The 20,132-nt window shown below is 67.8% G+C and carries 9 protein-coding genes; all 9 read left to right on the plus strand.

Translation table 11 applies throughout. The features are described from left to right. Positions 1-10 precede the first annotated feature (10 nt). The 9 genes from FB548_RS03385 (at position 11) to FB548_RS03425 (ending at position 20,130) form a co-directional block, all read left to right on the plus strand. Positions 11-9,427: an SdrD B-like domain-containing protein gene (locus FB548_RS03385; RefSeq protein WP_221625903.1), complete on the plus strand. Its 9,417-nt coding sequence runs from the start codon at positions 11-13 to the stop codon at positions 9,425-9,427. Further along, positions 9,424-12,834 carry an Ig-like domain-containing protein gene (locus tag FB548_RS03390; protein WP_142123330.1) on the plus strand — a complete coding sequence of 1,137 codons (3,411 nt, stop codon included), beginning with the start codon at positions 9,424-9,426 and terminating at the stop codon, positions 12,832-12,834. The genes FB548_RS03385 and FB548_RS03390 overlap by 4 nt, the downstream gene beginning before the upstream one ends. An 11-nt stretch (positions 12,835-12,845) precedes the next feature. Further along, on the plus strand, positions 12,846-13,865 hold the full coding sequence (locus FB548_RS03395; protein WP_142123331.1) for an OmpA family protein: 1,020 nt from the start codon (positions 12,846-12,848) through the stop codon (positions 13,863-13,865). Positions 13,866-13,951: 86 nt separating this feature from the next. Further along, positions 13,952-15,352: an ATP-binding protein gene (locus FB548_RS03400; protein WP_142123332.1), complete on the plus strand. Its 1,401-nt coding sequence runs from the start codon at positions 13,952-13,954 to the stop codon at positions 15,350-15,352. A gap of 72 nt (positions 15,353-15,424) precedes the next feature. Further along, positions 15,425-16,417, plus strand: a complete 993-nt coding sequence (gene dusA / locus FB548_RS03405; RefSeq protein WP_142123333.1) for a tRNA dihydrouridine(20/20a) synthase DusA — start codon at positions 15,425-15,427, stop codon at positions 16,415-16,417. Positions 16,418-16,420: 3 nt separating this feature from the next. After that, positions 16,421-17,344 (plus strand): arginine deiminase-related protein, encoded by a 924-nt coding sequence (locus FB548_RS03410; protein WP_142123334.1) that lies wholly within the window; start codon positions 16,421-16,423, stop codon positions 17,342-17,344. Between the two features lie 147 nt (positions 17,345-17,491). After that, the gene (locus tag FB548_RS03415) at positions 17,492-17,887 is read left to right on the plus strand and encodes a hypothetical protein (protein ID WP_142123335.1); all 396 of its coding nucleotides are present in this window, start codon (positions 17,492-17,494) and stop codon (positions 17,885-17,887) included. 76 nt (positions 17,888-17,963) lie between these two features. Then, positions 17,964-18,650: a response regulator transcription factor gene (locus tag FB548_RS03420; protein ID WP_142123336.1), complete on the plus strand. Its 687-nt coding sequence runs from the start codon at positions 17,964-17,966 to the stop codon at positions 18,648-18,650. Positions 18,651-18,678: 28 nt separating this feature from the next. Next, a complete protein-coding gene (locus tag FB548_RS03425; protein WP_142123337.1) occupies positions 18,679-20,130 on the plus strand; it encodes a sensor histidine kinase in 1,452 nt (483 codons plus the stop codon). The last annotated feature ends 2 nt before the right edge of the window (positions 20,131-20,132 follow it).

A 20,132-nucleotide genomic window follows, 5' to 3' on the forward strand; every position in this document is an offset into this window, starting at 1 on the left:
GTGGCGCTGGATGACCCTGGCGACATGGCTGCTGGCACCTGTCGCACTGGCTGCCGATCTGCAGATCACGGACCTGTCCGACACGGGCTACGATCCGACCCCGGCCGGCGGTGAGGTGGTCTACAACGTCACGGTCGAGAACGGCGCGGCCGACACGGTGCCCAACGCCGTGGTCATCTTCGACCTGCCTGCAGGCACCACGGCCGGCACGCTGCCGGCGTTCTGCAGCGCCGACGCCGGCGTGCCCGCGCGCGTGGTGTGCGCGGTGGGCGAATTGGTGGGCACGCAGACGGCGCAGGGCGCGCCGGTCAGTTTCCAGCTCGGCGTCGATACGGGCGGCCAGGCGCCGGGCACGGTGACGATGCGTGGCGCCATCGGATTCGGTACCGCGGTACCGCCTGCCGGCACGCCGATCACGGCGCTCACGCCAGGCGATGCGTTCTTCGCCAGCGACACCAACACCGCCAACAACCAGCGCAACGAAGCCACCACGCTGACGACCGCCGGCGACCTGCGCCTGATCAAGAGCGCCACGCCGGATCCCGTTGTGGGTGGTGCCGAAGTCACCTATACGCTGACTGTCTTCAACGACGGCCCGAGCGCATCCACCAACTTCCGTGTCGTGGACACGCTGCCGGCGGCGGCGACGTACGTGGCCAGCAGCTTCAATGGCCCTGGCTGGACGTTCAACAGCGGCACCATGACCGCGACTCACGCCGGCACGCTGGCGGTGGGGTCGAGCAGCAGCTTCACCTTCCGTGCCCGCGTGAATGCCGGCAGCGGCAACATCATCAACGCGGCGACGGTGGAAGCCATCGGCACGCCGGATGCGGATCCGAGCAACAACAATGCCGACGTCACCACCAGCATCACGCCGGGTGCCGACCTGGCACTGAGCAAGGCCGCGGCACCCGCGCCCGCGATCGCGGGCCAGTCCGTCACCTTCACCCTGACCGCGCGCAACCTCGGCCCGAGCGTGGCGCAGAACGTCAGCCTCACCGACGCGCTGCCGGCGGGCTTCGTGATCACCGGCGGCACCCAGCCGGGTGGCTGGACCTGCAGCAACGATGGCGCCAACGGCACGCGGACGTGCACGCGCGCGGCGGCCATGCCGGTCGGTGCGGTGGAAACACTGACCATCGTCGCCACCGTGCCCTCCACGGGCGCCAACAGCAGCGGCGACGTCACCAACACGGCGACGATCACCTCCACCACGCCGGATCCGAACGGTCCCGTTCTGGGCGTGAACAACAACGATGGCAGCGTCACCTTCACCGTGCTGGCCGACGGTGCCGACCTGTCGATGACCAAGAGCAAGTCGCCGGCGCTGGTCGCGGTGTGGGATGGCATCGGCCCCGACACCGACAGCCGAATGACGTCGCTGATCCGCGTGCGCAACCTGGGGCCGCGCGCCGCCAGCGGGCAGGTGCAGGTGGTCGACGAACTCGCGGCGGGTGAAGAGTTCGTGTCCGCGTCCGGTCCGTGGACCTGCGCGGTCGACAATCCGTACGCGGTGCCGCCCGCGCGGCAGCGCGTGACCTGCGACCTGAATGCCGGTTCGCTTCCGCTGGCGGTGAACACCAACTCGCCGCAGCTGCAGATCATCAGCCGCGCGCGTGCCGCAGGTGCGCTGACCAACACCGCGTGCACCGGCGGCTCCAACGGTTCGGTCGAACCGCTGACGGCCGGCGGCATCGACCAGGATCCAGAAGCCGGCAACGACTGCAGTGGCGCGGGCACCCGCACCACCGACGAGCGCGCCGACCTGCGCATCGCCAAGCAGACCAATGGCCCGGGCGATGCGGACAACGTGCTGACCGCCGCGCAGGACACGGTGACCTACACGCTCACCATCACCAACGACGGCCCGGACAGCACCACCGGCATCGTGGTGAACGATGCGATCCCGGGTTTCGTGGCCGGCCGCACCACCGTCAGCGCGAACGCACCCGCGGGCTGGAACTGCACGACCGGCGGGTCGGTCGTGTGCCGTTCCGGCACCACGGCCCTGGCGAATGGCGCCAGTGCCAGCATCGTACTGACGGTGCAGCGCGCGCTCTTCGACAGTGCCGGCCTTGGGGCTGGAACCTGTGGTGGCGTGCCTACGACCAATGCGTTCTGCAATACCGCCGGGGTCGGCATCGATGCCGCCGTGGCGGGGTCGGTCGGCGAGATCAACGCGGGCAACAACAACGCGTCGGACTGGCTGCGGATCGATCGCGTCGCCAATGTGCAGACCACGACGAAGAGCATCACCTCGGGCGCGACCGGCCAGGCTGGCGTCAACACGACCTACGTGATGTCGTTCCGCAACCAGGGGCCGTCGACGGCGCCGGGCGTGGTGTTCCGCGATGTGTTCACGCTGCCCGCCGACGATGCCGGCTTCGTGCTGATGTCGGCCACGCGCACCGGTGGCGGCACCGCCGCTTGCACGGCCACGCCCGGTCCCGGCATCACCACGGCGCCTGCCGCAGGTGGCGTGTCGTATGCCAATCCGACGGCGGGCACCGCACAGGTCACGCTGACCTGCGCGCCGCTGGCGCTGGCCAATGGCCAGACCGAAAGCCTGACGGTGGTGATCCGTCCGAACGTCAACGTCGGCAACACCGGACGCGTGTTCACCAACGTGGCGGACTTCTTCTTCGACCGCAACAACGACGGCACGCCCGATCCGGCCAGCGGTTCGGATGCCAATGGCAGCTTCGATTTCAATACCGACGACAGCGCCGGCGACGACCAGCGCAGCGCCAGCCTGCCGTTCAACAGCGGCAGCGTGGACCTGATCACCAACAAGGTGGATACCGGCTTCGCCGGCGGCGTGGATCCGTTGGGCTACGACGCTGTCACCCCGGCCAACAACGCCATCACGTATCGCGTCACCGTGCGCAACAACGGACCGTCGGTGGCGACGAACGTACGCATCAGCGATACGTTGACGCCGCTCGCGGGCCGTACCGTGCGCTTCCTGGGCGTGTCCGCGTCGACGACGGGGCCGTTCGTCGACACGGATTGCAGCGTGACCGCGGGCAGCAACCCCACGGTGGGTGCGCCGCTGGTGCTGGATTGCGTGATGCCGGGCATTGGCTTTTCCACCAACCTGCCGGGTGTGGTGGCGTCCGGCCAGACCAGCACCCTCTACCTGCGTTATGCCTACGAAACGCCGCCCGGCGCCTCCGGCGACACGCTGCTGAACTCGGCCACCGCCAGCTCGGCGGAGACCGACACCAACCTCGCCAACAACACCGCGGACCAGGACACAACGATCCGTTCGCGCGCCGACCTGGCCGTCACCAAGACCATGGTCGCGCTGGCACCGGATCCGGATCCCGCCGTGGCGTTGCCGCCCACCATCGGCTCGGTGTCGCTGCGACAGCCGTTCTATTACGTGATCGGCGGGGTCAACAACGGTCCGGGCGCGAGTCTCTCGCGCGACCGTACGGGCACCAGTCCGCTCAACGGCACCGGCACGGTGGTGACCGACACGCTGCCCGCGAACCTCATCGTCACCGGCCCGATCACCTGGCGGAAAGACGGCCCCGATCCGGGTGGCGACGAGCAACCCGTCGGTACAGGCACCTGCAGCCAGGCGGGCAACACCGTCACCTGCACCCTGGGCGACATGACGGTCACCGGTCGCGCACGCATCATCGTGCCCGCGCGCTGGGATGCGTATCCCGCGGGCGGCACCAGCAATAACACCGCGACCATCGCGACCGAACAGGTCGATCCGGTCCCGGGCAACAACACGACCACCGTGCCGCTGGGCGTCACGCGCTCCAGCCTGGCGGGCGTGGTGTTTGAAGACCGTGACCGCGCCGGCGCGAACGGAGGCACCCACCAGGGTGCAGCCACCGAGCCGGCCATCGCGGGCGTGACCATCACCCTGACCGGCACCGATGCGTACGGCAACGCCGTCAATCGCAGCGCCGTCACCGCTGCCGACGGCAGTTACAGCTTCACCGATCTGTCGCCGGCCGATGCCGCCGGCTACACACTGACGCAGACGCAGCCTGCCGGCTTCGTCAACAGTCCCGTGGCCCTGCCCACAAGCGGTGGCGCGGAGCCTTCACTGGGTGGCACCTACAGCGCTGGTTCGCCCAACTCGGTCATCGCCGCCATCCCGGTCGGCGCCGACCAGGCCGGCGTGCGCTACGACTTCCCTGAAGTGCGCCGCCCGGCGCTGTCGGGCTTCGTCTACATCGACGGCAACTTCAACGACATCCGCGACGCGGGCGATGCGCCCATCAGCGGCGCCACGGTCGAACTGCTCGACGCCGGCAGTGGTGCCGTCGTCGCGACGACGACGACGGACGGCAGCGGTGCCTACAGCTTCAGCAATCTGGATCCGCTGATCGTCTACACACTGCGCGAAGTGCTGCCGACCGGCAGCTACCAGAACCGTCCGACGGCGGTGAATCCCGGCCAGGTCGGCGGCGCACCGTGCGCCACGGGCTGTACGCCGGGCACCGGTGTGGCGGGTGATGCCGCCACCACCGACCGCATCAGCGGTATCGACCTGGGCGCGGGTGCCGACGGCACCGTGTTCAACTTCGGCGAAGACGCCGTGGCCGGTATTTCCGGCAGCGTCTACGTGGACCGCAATGGCAACGGCAACTTCGACGGCGGTGACGCCGGCACGGTCAATTCGCGTCCCAACGGCGGGCTGCAGGGCGTCAGCGTCACCCTGACCGGTGCAGGCGCCGACGGCATTTTCGGCAATGGCGATGATCCGGCGCCGGTGACGGTGCAGACCGATGCCTCCGGCGCCTACCAGTTCACCGACCTGGTGGTCGGGCAGGACTACCGCGTCAGCGAAACGCAGCCCGAGGGCTATGCCGACGGCACCGAAAATCCCACCAACGCCATCGACATCGCCAACCTGCCGCCGGCCGGCTCCGCCGGCAACGACTTCGGCGAAACGCTGGGTTCACTGGCGGGCCTGGTGTTCGAGGATTTCTCGGCCACGGCCGCCAACAACAACAACGGCACCTTCGACGGTGGCGAGAATCCGATCGCCAACGTCACCGTGACGCTGACCGGTACCGATGTGCTGGGCAATGCGGTCAATGTCACCGCGCAGACCGATGCGGCCGGTGCGTACGTGTTCCGCGACCTGCTGCCACCGCAGGCCGGCACCACGTACACGATCACCGAGACGCAGCCCACCGGCTACATCGATGGCCGGCACACACCGGGCAATGCCGCCACGCCTGGCAGCGCCACCACGTCGAACGTCATCGACGGCATCGCGATCAATGCGGGCCAGGCGGCCACCGGCTACCTGTTCGGCGAACTCGCCAATGCCGTCATCAGCGGCACGGTCTATCTGGACCGCAACGACAACGGCGACCAGGACGGTGGCGAACCCGGCATCCCCGGCGTCACCGTGGTCATCGAAGGCGCTGGCCCGGATGGCGTGTTCGGCACCGGCGACGATCTGCCGCCGGTCACGTTGACCACCGATGCGAACGGCGGCTACAGCTATGGCGGTGCGATCACGGGCCAGAACTACCGCATCGTCGAGACACAGTCCACCGGCCTGGCCGATGGGCAGGAGAACACCTCCAACCGCATCACGCTGACCAACCTCCCGGCCGCCGGTTCCAGCGGCAACGACTTCGGCGAACTGGCGGCATCGCTGTCCGGCAGTGTGTGGCTGGATGCCAACAACAACGGCGTGCGTGAAGCGGGTGAGAACGGCATCGCCGGTGTCAGCGTCAGCCTGCCTGCCGGCACGCTGGATGCGCTGGGCAATGCCGTCGCCGCGGCTGTGACCGACGCCAATGGCGAGTACCGCTTCGGCGATCTGCTGGCCGGCACCTATGCGGTGACCGAGCAGGTTGCGCAGCCCGTCGTGGGTGGTGTCACCACGCTCAATGGCATCACGGTGGCCGGCACTGTCGGTGGCACCAGCAGCGGCACCGCCACCCCCGTGACGACCGTGCCCAGCGCCATCGCAGGCATCGTCCTGCCCGCGGGCGGCGATTCGGTACAGAACAACTTCGGTGAAACGCTGGGCGTGTCGCTGTCCGGGCGCGTGTTCTTCGACGCCAACAACGACGGCGTGCAGTCGGGCGCGGCCGAAACCGGCATCGAAGGCGTGACCCTCACCCTGACCGGCACCGATGACACCGGCGCGTCGGTGTCGGTGTCCACGACCACCGATGCGAACGGCGACTACGCCTTCGACGGCCTGCGTCCCGGCACCTACACGGTGACCGAGCCGCAGCAGCCCACCGGCACCAGCAACGGCCAGACCATCGCCGGCACCGTCGGCGGCACGTCGACCGGCACCGCCACGCCGATCACCACCGTGCCCAGCGCGATCAGCACCATCGACCTGACCACGCCGGGCAGCGCATCGGTCGACAATCTGTTCGGCGAGATTCCGTTGAACAGCGCGATCAGCGGGCGCGTGTGGGAAGACACCGACAACGACGGCGTCATCGACCCGTCCGAGCAGGGCATCGGCAATGTGGTCGTGCGCCTGACCGGCACCGACCTTGCCGGCAACACCATCACCCGCGAGGTGACCACTCAGCCGGATGGCAGCTATGCCTTCACCGAGCTGCCGCCTGGCACTTACACCATCACCGAGCCCGACCAACCGGCCGGCACGCTCAACGGCACCACGGTGCCCGGCACGGGTGGCGGCACGGCCACGCCGCCGACCAGCACACCGTCGGTGATCAGTGATGTCGTGTTGGGCGTGGGCGAGGAAGCCAGCGGCAACAACTTCGGTGAAGTGCCTTCCGGCAGCATCGCCGGCCGCGTCTACAACGACGGCAACAACAACGGCGTGATCGATGCCGGCGAAGGCGGCTTCCCCAACGTGCAGGTCGTGCTGACCGGCACCAATGAGCTGGGCGAAACGGTCGACGTCACCGTCACCACCGACAGCGAAGGCCGCTACCGCTTCGACGACCTGCGCCCGGGTACCTACACGGTGACCGAGCCCAACCAGCCGGCGGAGACCCTCAACGGCATCACTACGCCGGGCACCCTCGATGGCACGTCGGTGGGCGTCGCCACGCCGGTGAGCACCACGCCGTCGGCCATCAGCGGCATCGTGTTGCCGCCGGGCGGCGATTCCATCGACAACAACTTCGGCGAGATCGGCGATTCGCCGGACCTGGTGGTCAGCAAGACCGCCACGCCCACCACGTTCACCGTCAACAACCCGGGCAGTTACACCATCCGCGTACGCAACATCGGCCAGCAGCCGAGCGCGGGTGAGTACGTGGTGGAAGACCGCCTGCCTGCCGGCCTCACGCTGGCGGCCACGCCGACCGGCAACGGCTGGACCTGCACCGGCGCTTCCGGCGACAACCGCTTCCGCTGCAGCAGCGGCGCGGTGATCGCGGCGGGTGCCACGCTGGCCGATGCCATCGTCGCGCAGGTTCGCGTGGATGCGTCGGCGGCGACCGGTTCGCCGGTCAACAACGCCGTGCTGGTGGAAGGCGGCGGCGAGAACGAGTTCCGCACGCCGACCACCGACGAGCGCGCCGACTTCGAAGGCAATCCGGCCGACCTGCCGGTGTGCGATCCGGCGATCACGCAGAACGCGTGCCGCCTGCCCACCGCCGTGCAGTTGTCTGCTTCGGTGTCGGGCACGGTGTGGTTCGACCAGGGCAGCGAGTTCGGCCTGATCGATGGCGGCGACCGTCGCCTGTCCGGCTGGGTGGTGGAAGTGGTGAACGGCAGCGGCCAGGTCGTCGGCACGGCGACCACGGGCGCGGACGGTACGTACTCGATCGCCGACCAGGTGCCGGGCATCCCGCTGGCCATCCGTTTCCGCGACCCGGCGACGGGCGTGGTCTGGGGCCTGCCGGTCAGTGGCGAAACCGTCACCGGTCCGCCAGTGCCGTGCGATGCGGGCGGTGCCGTCGCCAACGGCACGGCCAGTTCGTGCCGCAGCAGCGACAACGGCTTCACGCATCTGGCGGTGGTACTGGCGCCGGGCGCCAACCTGCCGCAGCAGAGCCTGCCGCTGAATCCCGGTGGCGTGGTGTACGACGCGACCACGCGCACGCCGGTGCCCGGCTCACGCGTCACGCTCACGCCGGTGGGTACCTGCGCGGGCTACGCGCCCGAGCAGCACGTGCTGAATGCCGCGCTGGGCGGTTACACCGTGCAGGGCACGTCGGTGTCGATGACGGTCGGTGCGGAAGGCTTCTACCAGTTCCTGCTGGGTCCGGATGCGCCTGCCTCGTGCCGCTTCCAGCTGGAAGTAACGCCGCCGGCCGGCTACACGTTCGAGTCCGGCATGATCCCGGCGGAAACCGCACCGCTGTCGCCGCCGTCCACGCCGGGCGTGGGGCATCCGGTGCAGACCAATGCCACCGCGCCGACGGCGCCGGTGGGCACGGAAACCCGCTACTACCTGGAGCTGACGCTGGGTTCGGGCGTGGCGGTGCCGGTGCACAACCACATCCCGCTCGACCCGCAGGTCGCACCGGGCCTGGTCATCACCAAGACCGGCGACCGCAAGACGGTGGAAGTGGGCGACAGCCTGGTCTACACCATCACCATCCGCCAGACGGCAGGTGCGTCGATGGGCACGGTCAACGTGGTCGACCGACTGCCGCACGGGTTCACCTTCATCGACGGCACCGCGCGTGTCGATGGTGCAGGCATCGCCAATCCGCTGGGCAAGCCCGGCCCGACGCTGGTGTTCGATGTCGGTCCGCTCGCCGTCGGCGCGCAGAAGACGCTCAGCTATCGCGTCCGCGTTGGCGTGGGCAGCATGCAGGGCGATGGCATCAACCGGGCGCGTGCCCACGGCTGCTCGATCGACGGCGGTTGCGTGGATCCGACCACGCTGGCGCCGTACCCGAACGGAGGCGTGGTGCCGTCCAATCCGGCCGAGTACCGCGTGATCGTCAGCGGTGGCGTGTTCACCGACGAAGGTTGCGTGCTGGGCAAGATCTTCGTGGACTGCAACGTCAACCACGTGCAGGACCGCGAAGAGATCGGCATCCCCGGCGTACGCATGTACTTCGAGGACGGCACCTGGATGGTCAGCGACTCGGAAGGCAAGTACAGCTATTGCGGCCTGCCGCCGAAGAGCCACACGCTGAAGGTCGATGCGTCCACGCTGCCGGTCGGCTCGCGCCTGACCACCAGCAGCAACCGCAACCTGGGCGATGCGGATAGCCTCTTCATCGACCTGAAGAACGGCGAGCTGCACCGCGCGGACTTCATCGAGGGCAGCTGCTCCAACCCGGTGATGGAACAGGTGAAGGCGCGCCGCACACAGGGCGAGATCCGCGCGCCGGAGACCGAACGCAACCAGCAACCGTTGCGCTTCGACAGCAAGCCGGCGCGCGCGCCGCAGCAGGCCACCGATTCGGCCAACCAGCAGCCGATCGTCGCGCCGAGGCCGACCGCCACGAATGGGGAAGAAGGCAAGGAGGTGCAGCCATGAGCCGCATTCCCTCCCGCCCCTCATCTCTGTCGGAAGCCAAGCCCATGCGTGTCACGCGTCACTCCCATCATCCGCTGGCGCTCGCTCTCGCGCTGGCCATCGTGCCCACGCTGGCGACGGCACAGACCGTATCCGGCGACCAGCGCTTCACGCCCGTGCTGGGGCAGGGCACCCCACTGTTCCCGCAATCCCCGCAGCTGCAGGACACCGCGTCGCAACCGCTGTACGCGCAACCGGGCAACGTGGACTACCGCGTCAACGTGGGTGTCGACCGCGTGGTGGTCGATGTCGACCGCGACGGCGTCCCGGCCGACGGCCAGTCGCCGGTGCGTGTGGTGGTGCAGCTGTTCGATGCAGACGGCAAGCCGATGGCGGGCGACGCGTTCGCAACCATCGAGCACACCGGTGGGCGTATCAAGCTGCCGGACGGACGCACCGACGAACTCGGTCCCGGTCGGCTGGATGCCGACAAGGCCACGCCCGGCGTGCAGCTTCCCGTGCGCGACGGCAGGGCCGAATTCGAACTGCTCGCGCCGCACGATCCGCAGGACGTGCTGCTGCGGGTGACGTCGGGCGCGCACAGTGCCGAAGGCGTGGTCGGCTTCGTGCCGGAAATGCGCGACATGATCGCCACCGGCCTGATCGAAGGCGTGATCAATTTCCGCCGCAATGGCGACGGGCTGATCAACGGTACCCAGCGCGGCGATGGCTTCGAGCGCGAGATCCGTCGCTGGGAGAAGCAGTTCAACAGCGGCAAGGCCAACGGTGCGGCGCGTGCGGCGTTCTTCGCCAAGGGCACCATCAAGGGTGAATACCTTCTCACCGCGGCCTACGATTCCGACAAGGAGGTGCGTGCCCGCCTGTTGCGCGACATCCAGCCGGAAGAGTTCTACCCCGTATACGGCGACGCGTCGCTGCGCGGCTTCGATGCGCGTTCGGCCGAACGCCTGTACGTGCGCGTGGACAAGGGCCGCAGCTACCTGCTGTACGGCGATTTCCAGACCGGCGACAACCTCGCGACGCAGACCGGCGTGGATGCAGGCACCCGCGCCGCGCCGCGCGTGCTGGGTACCTATAACCGTACCGCCACCGGCCTGGGCTGGCACTTCGAGAATGCACGCGTGCGCGGCAATGTCTTCGCCATTGAGGATTCGCTGCGCCAGGTGATCGAAGAGCTTCCCGCTTCCGGCAGCGGTCCTTACGGCCTGCGCAACAACGCGGTGCTGGAAGGCAGCGAGCGCGTGGAGGTGGTCGTCCGCGACCGCAACCAGCCTTCGCGCATCGTCTCGGTGCGTCCGCTGGGGCGGCTGGTGGACTACAGCTTCGAGCCGTTCTCCGGCCGCATCCTGCTCAACAGCTTCCTGCCGTCGTTCGACAGCGACCTCAATCCCGTTTCGCTGCGCATCACCTACGAACTGGACCAGGGAACCGAGAAGTTCCTGGTACTGGGCGCGGATGCGCAGCTGCGCGTGGGCGAGCACGGCGAGATCGGCGGCTCGTACGTGGACGACCGCAATCCGTTCGCCGCCTTCGAGATGGGCAGCGCGAACATCGGCTACCGCTTGGGCGCGAATACGTGGCTGGTGGCCGAAGCCGCGCGCACGCGCAGCGAAGTGAACACCAACTCGGTCAACCAGTACGGCACGCCCGCGCTGCAGGGCCTCAGCGGGCTGGTGGAAGGCAACGCGTGGCGGGTGGAGCTGGGACACGCCAGCGAGGACGTGGACCTGAAGCTGTTCGCCGGCCAGTCCGATCCGGAGTTCAACAATCCCGCTTCGCCGCTGTACGGCGGCCGCGGCGAGTACAGCCTGACCACGCGCTGGCGTCTCAACGACCGGTTCGAGCTGTATGCCGAAGGGTTGCGCAGCGAAGACCGCAATCCCGACGGTGGCGAACGCAACGCCGCCAGCGCCGGCACGCGGGTGAAGCTGACCGACAAGCTGACGCTGGATGTCGGCTACCGCGCCATCCGCGAGACCGTGGGCGCCTACTACACCTGGGCCACCAACAGCGGCTACGGCAACATCGGCGGATTGTCCGGTGGCTATGCCACCGGCGCCGGCGGTGGTGCGCTGGGCTATGGCCAGCAACCGCTCGATCCGTTGACCGGCCTGCCGATCATCAGCAGCGGCAATCCGAACGACGTGGCCAGCGGCCTGCCGGTGGGCACCGAACTGTCCTCGGACATGCTGCGCATCGGCGTGGGCTATCGCGCCAGCGACCGCTTCAGCCTGGGCGGCGAAGTGGAGCAGGACATCCATGGGGAGGACCGCAACCGCGTGGCGCTCGGCATGGACTACCAGCTGCGCGAACGCAGTCGCGTGTATGGCCGTTACGAAAAGCAGACCGGCATCAGCGGCGTCAACGGCCTGACCCAGGATGGCCGCGAAGCCGACACGCTCGCGCTGGGCGTGGATACCAGCTTCATCAAGGATACGCAGCTGTTCTCGGAGTACCGGCTGCGTGACGCCATCGCAGGCCGCGACATCCAGGCCGCGTCGGGCATCCGCAACCGCTGGGACCTGCGCGAGGGACTGCGCCTGGATACGTCGTTGGAACATACCAACGTGATCTCCGGCAACGTCGGCGATTCGACCGGCATCGGCGTCGCACTGGACTACACGGCCAATCCGATGTGGCGCGGCAGCATGCGCGTGGAGCACCGCATCTCCGACGACGTGGCCGGCACGCCGACCAACGAGGGCTACAACACCACGTTGCTGCAGTTCCTGGCGGCCCGCAAGCTGAGCCGCGACTGGACGCTGCTGGCACGCAACTACCTGCTGCGGACCGAGTACGACGCGCGCGGCGACGTATTGCAGGACCGCTTCCAGATCGGTGCGGCGTACCGCGACACGGACACCAACCGCGTCAACGCGCTGGCCCGCTACGAGTACAAGCTGGAGAAGGACGAGAGCGGCATGGACGGCTCGGGCTTCGGTTCGGACACGGGCCAGGACATCCGCACCAGCGCGCACATCGTCTCGGCGCATGCCGACTGGCATCCGTCGCGGCCGTGGTGGCTGACCGGCCGCGTGGCCGCGAAGTGGCAGCAGGACAGCTTCTTCTACGCCGACACCGGCCGCGTCGATGACGATTTCAACGCGGTGCTGGTCTCCGGCCGCGTGGTCTACGACATCACCGAGAACTGGGACATCGGCGTGCTGGGTTCCGCATTCCGCGGCCAGGACGGCGCCAACCAGTATGCGTTCGGCGTGGAAGTGGGGCGGCTGCTGCGGCAGAACCTCTGGCTGTCGGCGGGCTACAACGCCACGGGCTTCCGCGGCGACGAGGACCTGACCGGTTACGAGTACACGCAGCAGGGCGCGTTCATCCGCCTGCGCTTCAAGTTCGACGAAGACCTTTTCCGTAGAGACGACGTCCGCTACCGCGACCCGGTGCGCTGAGGAAACACGACATGACCATCACCAAGCCCACCCTGCTCGCCGCCGCCGTCCTCGCCACCCTGGCCATCGGTGCCAGCGCGCAGCAGACCGTGCTCACCCCGCAACGCGACCGGATCACCGACGAAGCCATCCACGCCGACCTCTCCGGCTACGAGCACACGCAGGGGCGCATCAAGGCGCTCAACGATGCTGGCCGCCCCGTGCGCGACTACCACTTGTCCAAGGCCCAGTGCTGGCTGGACGTGTCCTTCCACGAGTACAGCCGCAACGACCGCAGCGACTTCCCGCAGGAAGCGCTGACCGAATCGGAGAAGCTCATCGTCGGCATGGAGCAGGGCGTGTCACCGCTGCCGACCGACACCCCGCTGGTGAACGGTGCCGCACGCGTGCGCGAGGATCTGTGGCAACGCCTGCGTGCCATCCACGGCACGCCGGGCTTCAGCTGCGCGCAACAGGCCGTGGCCTGTGGCGAAGTGGAACTGGTGCACGCGGGCAACGAGTTCAACCAGCAGCAGTGGCGCCACGCCAAGCCCTACATCCAGATCGCCGAGGACTGGATCAGCGACGCCGAAGCCATGGCGCGCCAATGCGGCGCCGCTCCCGACGCACCCGCCGCAGTGCCCGCCGGCACCGCGCTGACCGTCAACGTGCTGTTCGAGTTCGACCGCTCCGGTCGCGACGACATCCGGGTCTACTCGCTGTGGAGCCTCGATCGCGAACTGGCCCGCCTTCCCAAGGAAGGACTGATGCTGACGGGCGTAGAGCTGGTTGGCCACGCCGACCGTCTGCAGGGGCGCGGATTCGACTACAACCAGGCGCTCTCCGAACGGCGTGCCCAGACCGTGCAGGCGTTGCTCATGGAGCGCGGCGTCGATCCGGCCATGATCGCGTACACCTTCAAGGGTGACGTGGAGCAGGTCCAGCAGTGCGACGGTGTGAAGCCCCAGGCGGCCCTGCGCGAATGCCTGATCCCCAATCGCCGCGTCGAAGTACGGCTGCTCGTCCAGTCCGCCCGGGTCGACTCACAGTAACGCCTATACTTCACCTGTCTTCGTGGATGGATGGAGTGGAGTGATGGGGAACCTGCGCGTCGTCCGGTCGTCCGGAGAGCGGATTCATGAGTGAGGGCGACATCCTCGTCGCCCGTGGCCGCCAGGGTATTCCGGCGTCGCGTCTGGCCCGCCTGTGGCGCGCGCCGATGGCGTGGTGGCGCGATGTACCCATCGCCGACCCGGTCGACAGGCGCAATGCGCCGATGCTGCAACTGATCTCGTTGCTGCTGGCGGTGCTCCCCGCGCTTGCGTGGGCGTATCGTGCCTTTGCGGTCGATGTCCCGTGGCGGCCGGGCGAGTTGACCAGCATGGCGCTGAGCCTGTCGGTGTGCGCCGCCGCCGCCATCAGCTTCGCGCTGATCCGGCATGGACGTTTCGCGTGGGCTTCGCGGCTGTTGCTTGTGGTGTTCGCCGCCTCCGTGGTGCCTGCCTACCTGGCCACCGGGTTCGGTGCCCAACGCTTCGAGCAGCCCGTGCTGGTCATCTGGATGGCGATAGCGGGGCTTGTCGTGGGCAGGGCGGCGCTCTGGCTGATGTTCGCCTGCATCGTGGGCGCGTTCTTCCTGGGCATCTCGGTGGATGTGTCCCGCCAAGGCGATGCTGTCGCACTGTACGGCGACGCCGCGTTCAGTGCCGCCATGTTCCTGATGATCGCCATCGTGCTCGACCGCAGTTCGGCCGCGTTGCGCCAGAGCCTGGGCGAAGCCACGGAGCGCGGGAACCAGCTCGCGGCGGCGAACCAGCGCCTGCTGCAGGAGATCAACGAACGCGAGCTTGCACAGGAGCAACTCATCCACGCCCGCAAGGTCGAGGCGGTGGGTCGACTGGCGGGAGGTGTGGCGCACGATTTCGGCAACATCATGGCCGTGATCAGCGGTTATGCGCGCAAGGGCCTCAGGGCGGGCCAGGTCGAGGACGGCAGGACATCATTCGAAGGCATCGAGGCGGCGGCGCGCCGGGCGACGCTGCTGACCCACAAGCTGATGACGTTCGCGCGCCAGGACGACTACGCGGAAGAGACCTTCGATGCGGCCAGCGCCCTGGCGGATGTCCAGTCCATGCTGCGCCAGTTGCTCAAGCCCGAGGTGGAACTGCGGTTCGTCCTGGGTGATGCCCCATCACCGATCAGGATGGACAGGGACCGGTTCGAGCTCATGGTCCTCAACATCGCGGCCAACGCGGATCATGCGATGCCCCATGGCGGCATCTTCTCCATCGGCGTCGCGCAAGGCGACGACGGTGGCAGCGTGCTGGAGTTCGCCGATACCGGCGCCGGCATGGGGGAAGAGGTGCTGGCGCGTGTCTTCGACCCCTTCTTCACCACCAAGCCGGCGGGGGAGGGCACCGGCCTTGGCCTTTCCGTCATCCGCGACCTGGTCACACGGGCAGGCGGTGCGATATCGGCACAGAGCCAGTTGGGCGTCGGGACCACGTTCACGCTCGTGCTTCCGGCCGCACCTGTGTGAACCGGCGCGCTAGGCCTCGGGTCACCCGGGGTCAGGCGCGACGTGCTGCTGGGCCCTGGGTAAAATGCGCCCATGCTCACCACCGATCAGAACCGGTTCCGCCTGTCGACGGCGCCCATGATGGACTGGACGGATACGCACTGCCGCGTGTTCCACCGATTGCTCGCGCCCGGCGCGCGCCTGTACACCGAGATGGTGCATGCGCAGGCGGTGATCCATGGCGACCGCGATCGCTTGTTGGGATTCGATGCCGTCGAGCATCCGGTGGCGGTGCAGCTCGGCGGCAGCGAGCCGGCGCACCTGGCGCAGGCCGCGCGCATCGCGCAGGACTGGGGCTATGACGAGGTGAACCTCAACGTCGGTTGCCCATCGGACCGCGTGCAGGCGGGGCGCTTCGGCGCCTGTCTGATGAAGGAGCCTGCGTTGGTCGCCGACTGCGTGGCGGCGATGATCGATGCGGTAGATGTTCCCGTTACGGTGAAATGCCGGCTGGGCGTGGACGAGCAGGAGGACTACGGCCTGTTCCGCACCTTCATCGATACCGTGGCGGCGACCGGCTGCAATGTCTTCTTCGTGCATGCGCGCAAGGCGTGGCTGCAGGGCCTGTCGCCAAAGGAGAACCGCGAGATCCCGCCGCTGCGCTACGACTGGGCCTACCGGCTCAAGCGCGAGCGGCCCGAACTGACCGTGGCGATCAATGGCGGTATCACTACGACGGCGCAGGTGCACGAGCACCTGCAGCACAGCGATGGCGTGATGATCGGCCGCGCGGCGTACCACGAGCCCTACGTGCTGCACGAAATGCAGGCGGCACTGTTCGGTGGGGGGATCGTGCCGCGCGCGGAACTGCTGCGCGCATGGCGTCCCTATGTCGAAACGCAGCTGGCGAAAGGTGTGGCGCTGAAGCACCTTACCCGCCACGTGCTGGGGCTGTTCCATGCGCAGCCGGGTGGGCGCGCGTTCCGGCAGATCCTCAGCGAAGGCGCGCACAAGCCCGGCGCTGATTGGTTGCTGGTGGAACATGCGTTGGCGGCGACCACGCGCGAACTGCGGCCGGCGGCCTGAGCCGTGATCACGCGCGACATCGATGCCTTCATCGCCCATGCGCTGACGCTGGCATCCGACTTTGGCCCGGCGACCGCACGCGCGGCGTTCCTGGTCTCGCCGGATGGATTCATGCGCGCGGAGCAGTCGGCGCAGGACAACCGCTACATGGCCGATGCTGGCGCTTTCGACACCGGCGCGGCGGTGCGCGAACACCACGCGCTGCATCGCGCGCTGTCGGAAGAGGTGCCGGTGTTCTGCTTCCCGGGCCGCGAGGCTACACCGGATGCGGTGTTTCCCAACAACGTCTTCGCCACCGCGCGGGTCGATGGCGAGCCGCGGCTGGTCATCGGCCGCATGCGCCACCCGGTACGCCAGCGTGAGGCGGAACGGTCCGATATCCGGGGTTTTTTCCGCGACACGCTGGGATACGCGGAAGTTGACCTGTCGACCCAGCCGCATCCCTGCGAACTCACCGGGGCGCTGGTCATCGATCGGGCGCGCGGCGTCGGCTTCTGTGGGTTGTCCGAGCGCTGCGACGAGACCGGCGCGGCGCGGATGCACGAAGCGTTCGGCCTGCGCGCGACGCTGATGTTCGATCTCGCCCCGGGCGAGTACCACACCAATGTGCTGCTGGCGGTGCTGGCCGGACGTGCTGCGGTGGTATATCCGGACGGGCTGGGGGCAGCAGACCTGGTGCCTGCGCTGGAGGCACTGTATCCCGCGGGTGTGATCGAACTGACCGCATCCGAGCAGGCGGCCTTCGCCGGCAATGCCATCTCACTGTCGCTGGCGTCGGTCTGGATGAGCCAGCGCGCCCACGCGGCCCTGCGGCCAATCGTGGTGGCGAAGCTTGAAGCCGCCGGCTTTGCCGTGCACAGCGTATCGCTGGATGCCATCGAAGCCGGTGGCGGCTCGCTAAGATGTTGTGTGGCCGAGGTTTTCTGACCGTTCAGCAGGCTGAATGCGGGGCATTGCCCTGTGGATAAATTCAGAACGGATTCACCGCTGCGGGCCAAGACTTCGTTTCCATTCCCCCGAGGCGGTTTCGGGTTCCGTTCAGTTTCGCGACCCCAGTTCCGTTACGATTCCGTTATGCGCTTTCGTACCTCCATTCTGGCTGCCATCACCGTGGCGCTGCTCGCCACCCTCACGGGTACCCACGTCGTGCACGCGCAGGACGAGCGTGGCCGTGGCGAAGCACCGCCTGCGCGTGAGCGTGGCCTATCGCGCGCGGAGAGCACGAGGCACCGGTCTTCGATGTCCGACGCGGTGCGCCGCGTGCGCAATGAGACCGGCGGACAGGTGCTGAGCGTCGAGCGCATGCAGTACGAAGGACGCGAGATCAATCGCGTGAAGTACGTGGACGACCGCGGCCGGGTGCGCACCATGGATGATGCAGGCAGCTCACGTCGCGGCATCGATGCGCCGGTGCGGCCTCGGCGCGAAATGACGCAGCCTCCACGCAGCGATAACCCCTCCCGCCCGTAGTCTTACGTAGAATCACGGCTCATCACGAGCACGCCCGCGCGGTCCCTCAGCCGCGCCGCATTCCCAAGGAGAGTCCATGCGTATCCTGCTGGTCGAAGACGAAGCCCCCCTGCGTGAAACCCTTGCCGCGCGCCTGAAGCGCGAAGGCTTTGCTGTGGACGCGGCCCAGGACGGCGAAGAAGGCTTGTACATGGGGCGTGAGGTGCCGTTCGACGTCGGCATCATCGATCTCGGCCTGCCCAAGATGTCCGGCATGGAGCTGATCAAGGCGCTGCGCGACGAGGGCAAGAAGTTCCCGGTACTGATCCTGACCGCGCGTTCAAGCTGGCAGGACAAGGTGGAAGGCCTGAAGCAGGGCGCCGACGACTACCTGGTCAAGCCTTTCCACGTGGAAGAGTTGCTGGCCCGCGTCAATGCGCTGCTGCGCCGCGCTGCCGGCTGGAGCAAGCCTACGCTGGAATGTGGTCCGGTCGCACTGGATCTGGCCGCGCAGACGGTCAGCGTCAATGGCAGCAACGTCGATCTCACCAGTTATGAGTACAAGGTGCTCGAGTACCTGATGATGCACGCGGGCGAACTGGTTTCGAAGGCCGACCTGACCGAGCACATCTACCAACAGGACTTCGACCGCGACTCCAACGTACTGGAAGTTTTCATCGGTCGCCTGCGCAAGAAGCTGGACCCCGAAGGCGAGCTGAAGCCGATCGAGACCGTGCGCGGGCGCGGCTACCGCTTCGCCATTCCGCGCACCGGCGAAGGCTGATGGACTGCGCCGGCATCGCCCGCATTTGATGCCTGCGCCACCTTCCGGCGCCGTGCCGCCCGTCCACGTCGGCCGCGACCGGTTCGAGGGTTGGCGGCCGCGCTCGCTGCGCGCGCGCCAGTTGCTGGCGGCCAGCCTTGCGCTGCTCGCCTTCCTGGCGCTGGCCGGCTACGCGCTGGATCGCGCGTTCGTCGACACGGCCGAGGACAACCTTCGGCAGCGGTTGAAGAGTTATGCCCTGTACTACACCGACAAGGTGGAGTTCGGTCGCAACGGTACGCTGATTCCGCCTTACAACACGCCTGATCCGCGCTTCGACATGCCCGACAGCGGCATGTATGCGCAGGTGGTGCTGCAGAACGTGCCGCCTTGGGGCTCCAACTCGACGCTGGGCCCTGAACTGCCGGTGCCTAGGCGGCTGGGCGCGCTGGAAGAGACATTCGAGGGACCGCTGCCGATACGCCGCGCGGACGGGAGTGAAGGCGAGGCTTATCGCTACGGCGTGGGCTATGCCTGGCCGGCAACCCACCAGCACGCCGAGATTCCCTACAGCATCTACATCCTGGAGGACGCGCAGGCGCTGAGCACGCAGATCCGCGTGTTCCGGGGCTCGCTGTGGGTCTATCTCGGCGGTGCCGGCGTGATCCTGCTGCTGCTGCAGATGCTGGTGCTGCGCTGGAGCCTGCGTCCATTGCGGCGGGTGATCTTCGAACTCAGCAGGGTGCAGCGTGGTGAGCTGTCGGGCATGACGGAGAGCCATCCTCGCGAACTCGAGCCGCTGACCGACAGCATCAATGCCTTCATCGAAAGCGAGCGCGAGAACCTGGAGCGTCAGCGCAATACGCTGGCCGATCTGGCGCACAGCCTGAAAACGCCCATCGCAGTATTGCGTACGCAGCTGGACGACAACGGCGATCCGCAGTCGCTGCGTGAGGAACTGGACGTGCAGCTCAAGCGCATGAACAACCTCGTTTCCTACCAGCTTGCGCGTGCGGCTTCGAGCGGCCACAAGCTTTTTTCGGCCGCCATCGCCATCGAGCCGAACGCCGAAGAGATCGTGCGGGGGCTGGAAAAGGTCTATGCGTCGAAGGGCGTCATCTGCGAATTCGAGATCGATCCGCGCGCACGCTTCCATGGTGAGATGGGCGATCTGCAGGAGTTGATGGGCAATCTGCTGGAGAACGCCTTCAAGTGGGCGCGTTCGCGCGTGCTGCTGACGGTGAAGGTGGGTGCGACGGCACCGCAGCGCAGGCCCGGACTGTTCCTGGCCGTGGATGACGATGGCCCGGGCATCGCCGAGGAGGACGTGTCCAAGGTGCTGCAGCGGGGCGTGCGCGGCGATGAGCGCGTGCAGGGTCATGGCATCGGACTGTCGATCGTGCAGGACCTGATCCGCGACTATCGCGGCGAACTGCAGGTACTGCGCTCGGAGGAACTGGGCGGGGCACGCTTCGAGGTGCGGTTGCCGCCGGGCCTGTAACC

It is taken from the genome of Pseudoxanthomonas sp. 3HH-4, assembly GCF_006716465.1.
Classification (GTDB): Bacteria; Pseudomonadota; Gammaproteobacteria; order Xanthomonadales; family Xanthomonadaceae; genus Pseudoxanthomonas_A.

Excerpts from the sequence above, each read along its gene's own strand:
- FB548_RS03385 (WP_221625903.1), top strand. The coding sequence starts at position 11 with ATGACCCTGGCGACATGGCTGCTGGCACCTGTCGCACTGGCTGCCGAT.
- FB548_RS03390 (WP_142123330.1), top strand. The coding sequence starts at position 9,424 with ATGAGCCGCATTCCCTCCCGCCCCTCATCTCTGTCGGAAGCCAAGCCC.
- FB548_RS03395 (WP_142123331.1), top strand. The coding sequence starts at position 12,846 with ATGACCATCACCAAGCCCACCCTGCTCGCCGCCGCCGTCCTCGCCACC.
- FB548_RS03400 (WP_142123332.1), top strand. The coding sequence starts at position 13,952 with ATGAGTGAGGGCGACATCCTCGTCGCCCGTGGCCGCCAGGGTATTCCG.
- dusA (WP_142123333.1), top strand. The coding sequence starts at position 15,425 with ATGCTCACCACCGATCAGAACCGGTTCCGCCTGTCGACGGCGCCCATG.
- FB548_RS03415 (WP_142123335.1), top strand. The coding sequence starts at position 17,492 with ATGCGCTTTCGTACCTCCATTCTGGCTGCCATCACCGTGGCGCTGCTC.
- FB548_RS03420 (WP_142123336.1), top strand. The coding sequence starts at position 17,964 with ATGCGTATCCTGCTGGTCGAAGACGAAGCCCCCCTGCGTGAAACCCTT.
- FB548_RS03425 (WP_142123337.1), top strand. The coding sequence starts at position 18,679 with ATGCCTGCGCCACCTTCCGGCGCCGTGCCGCCCGTCCACGTCGGCCGC.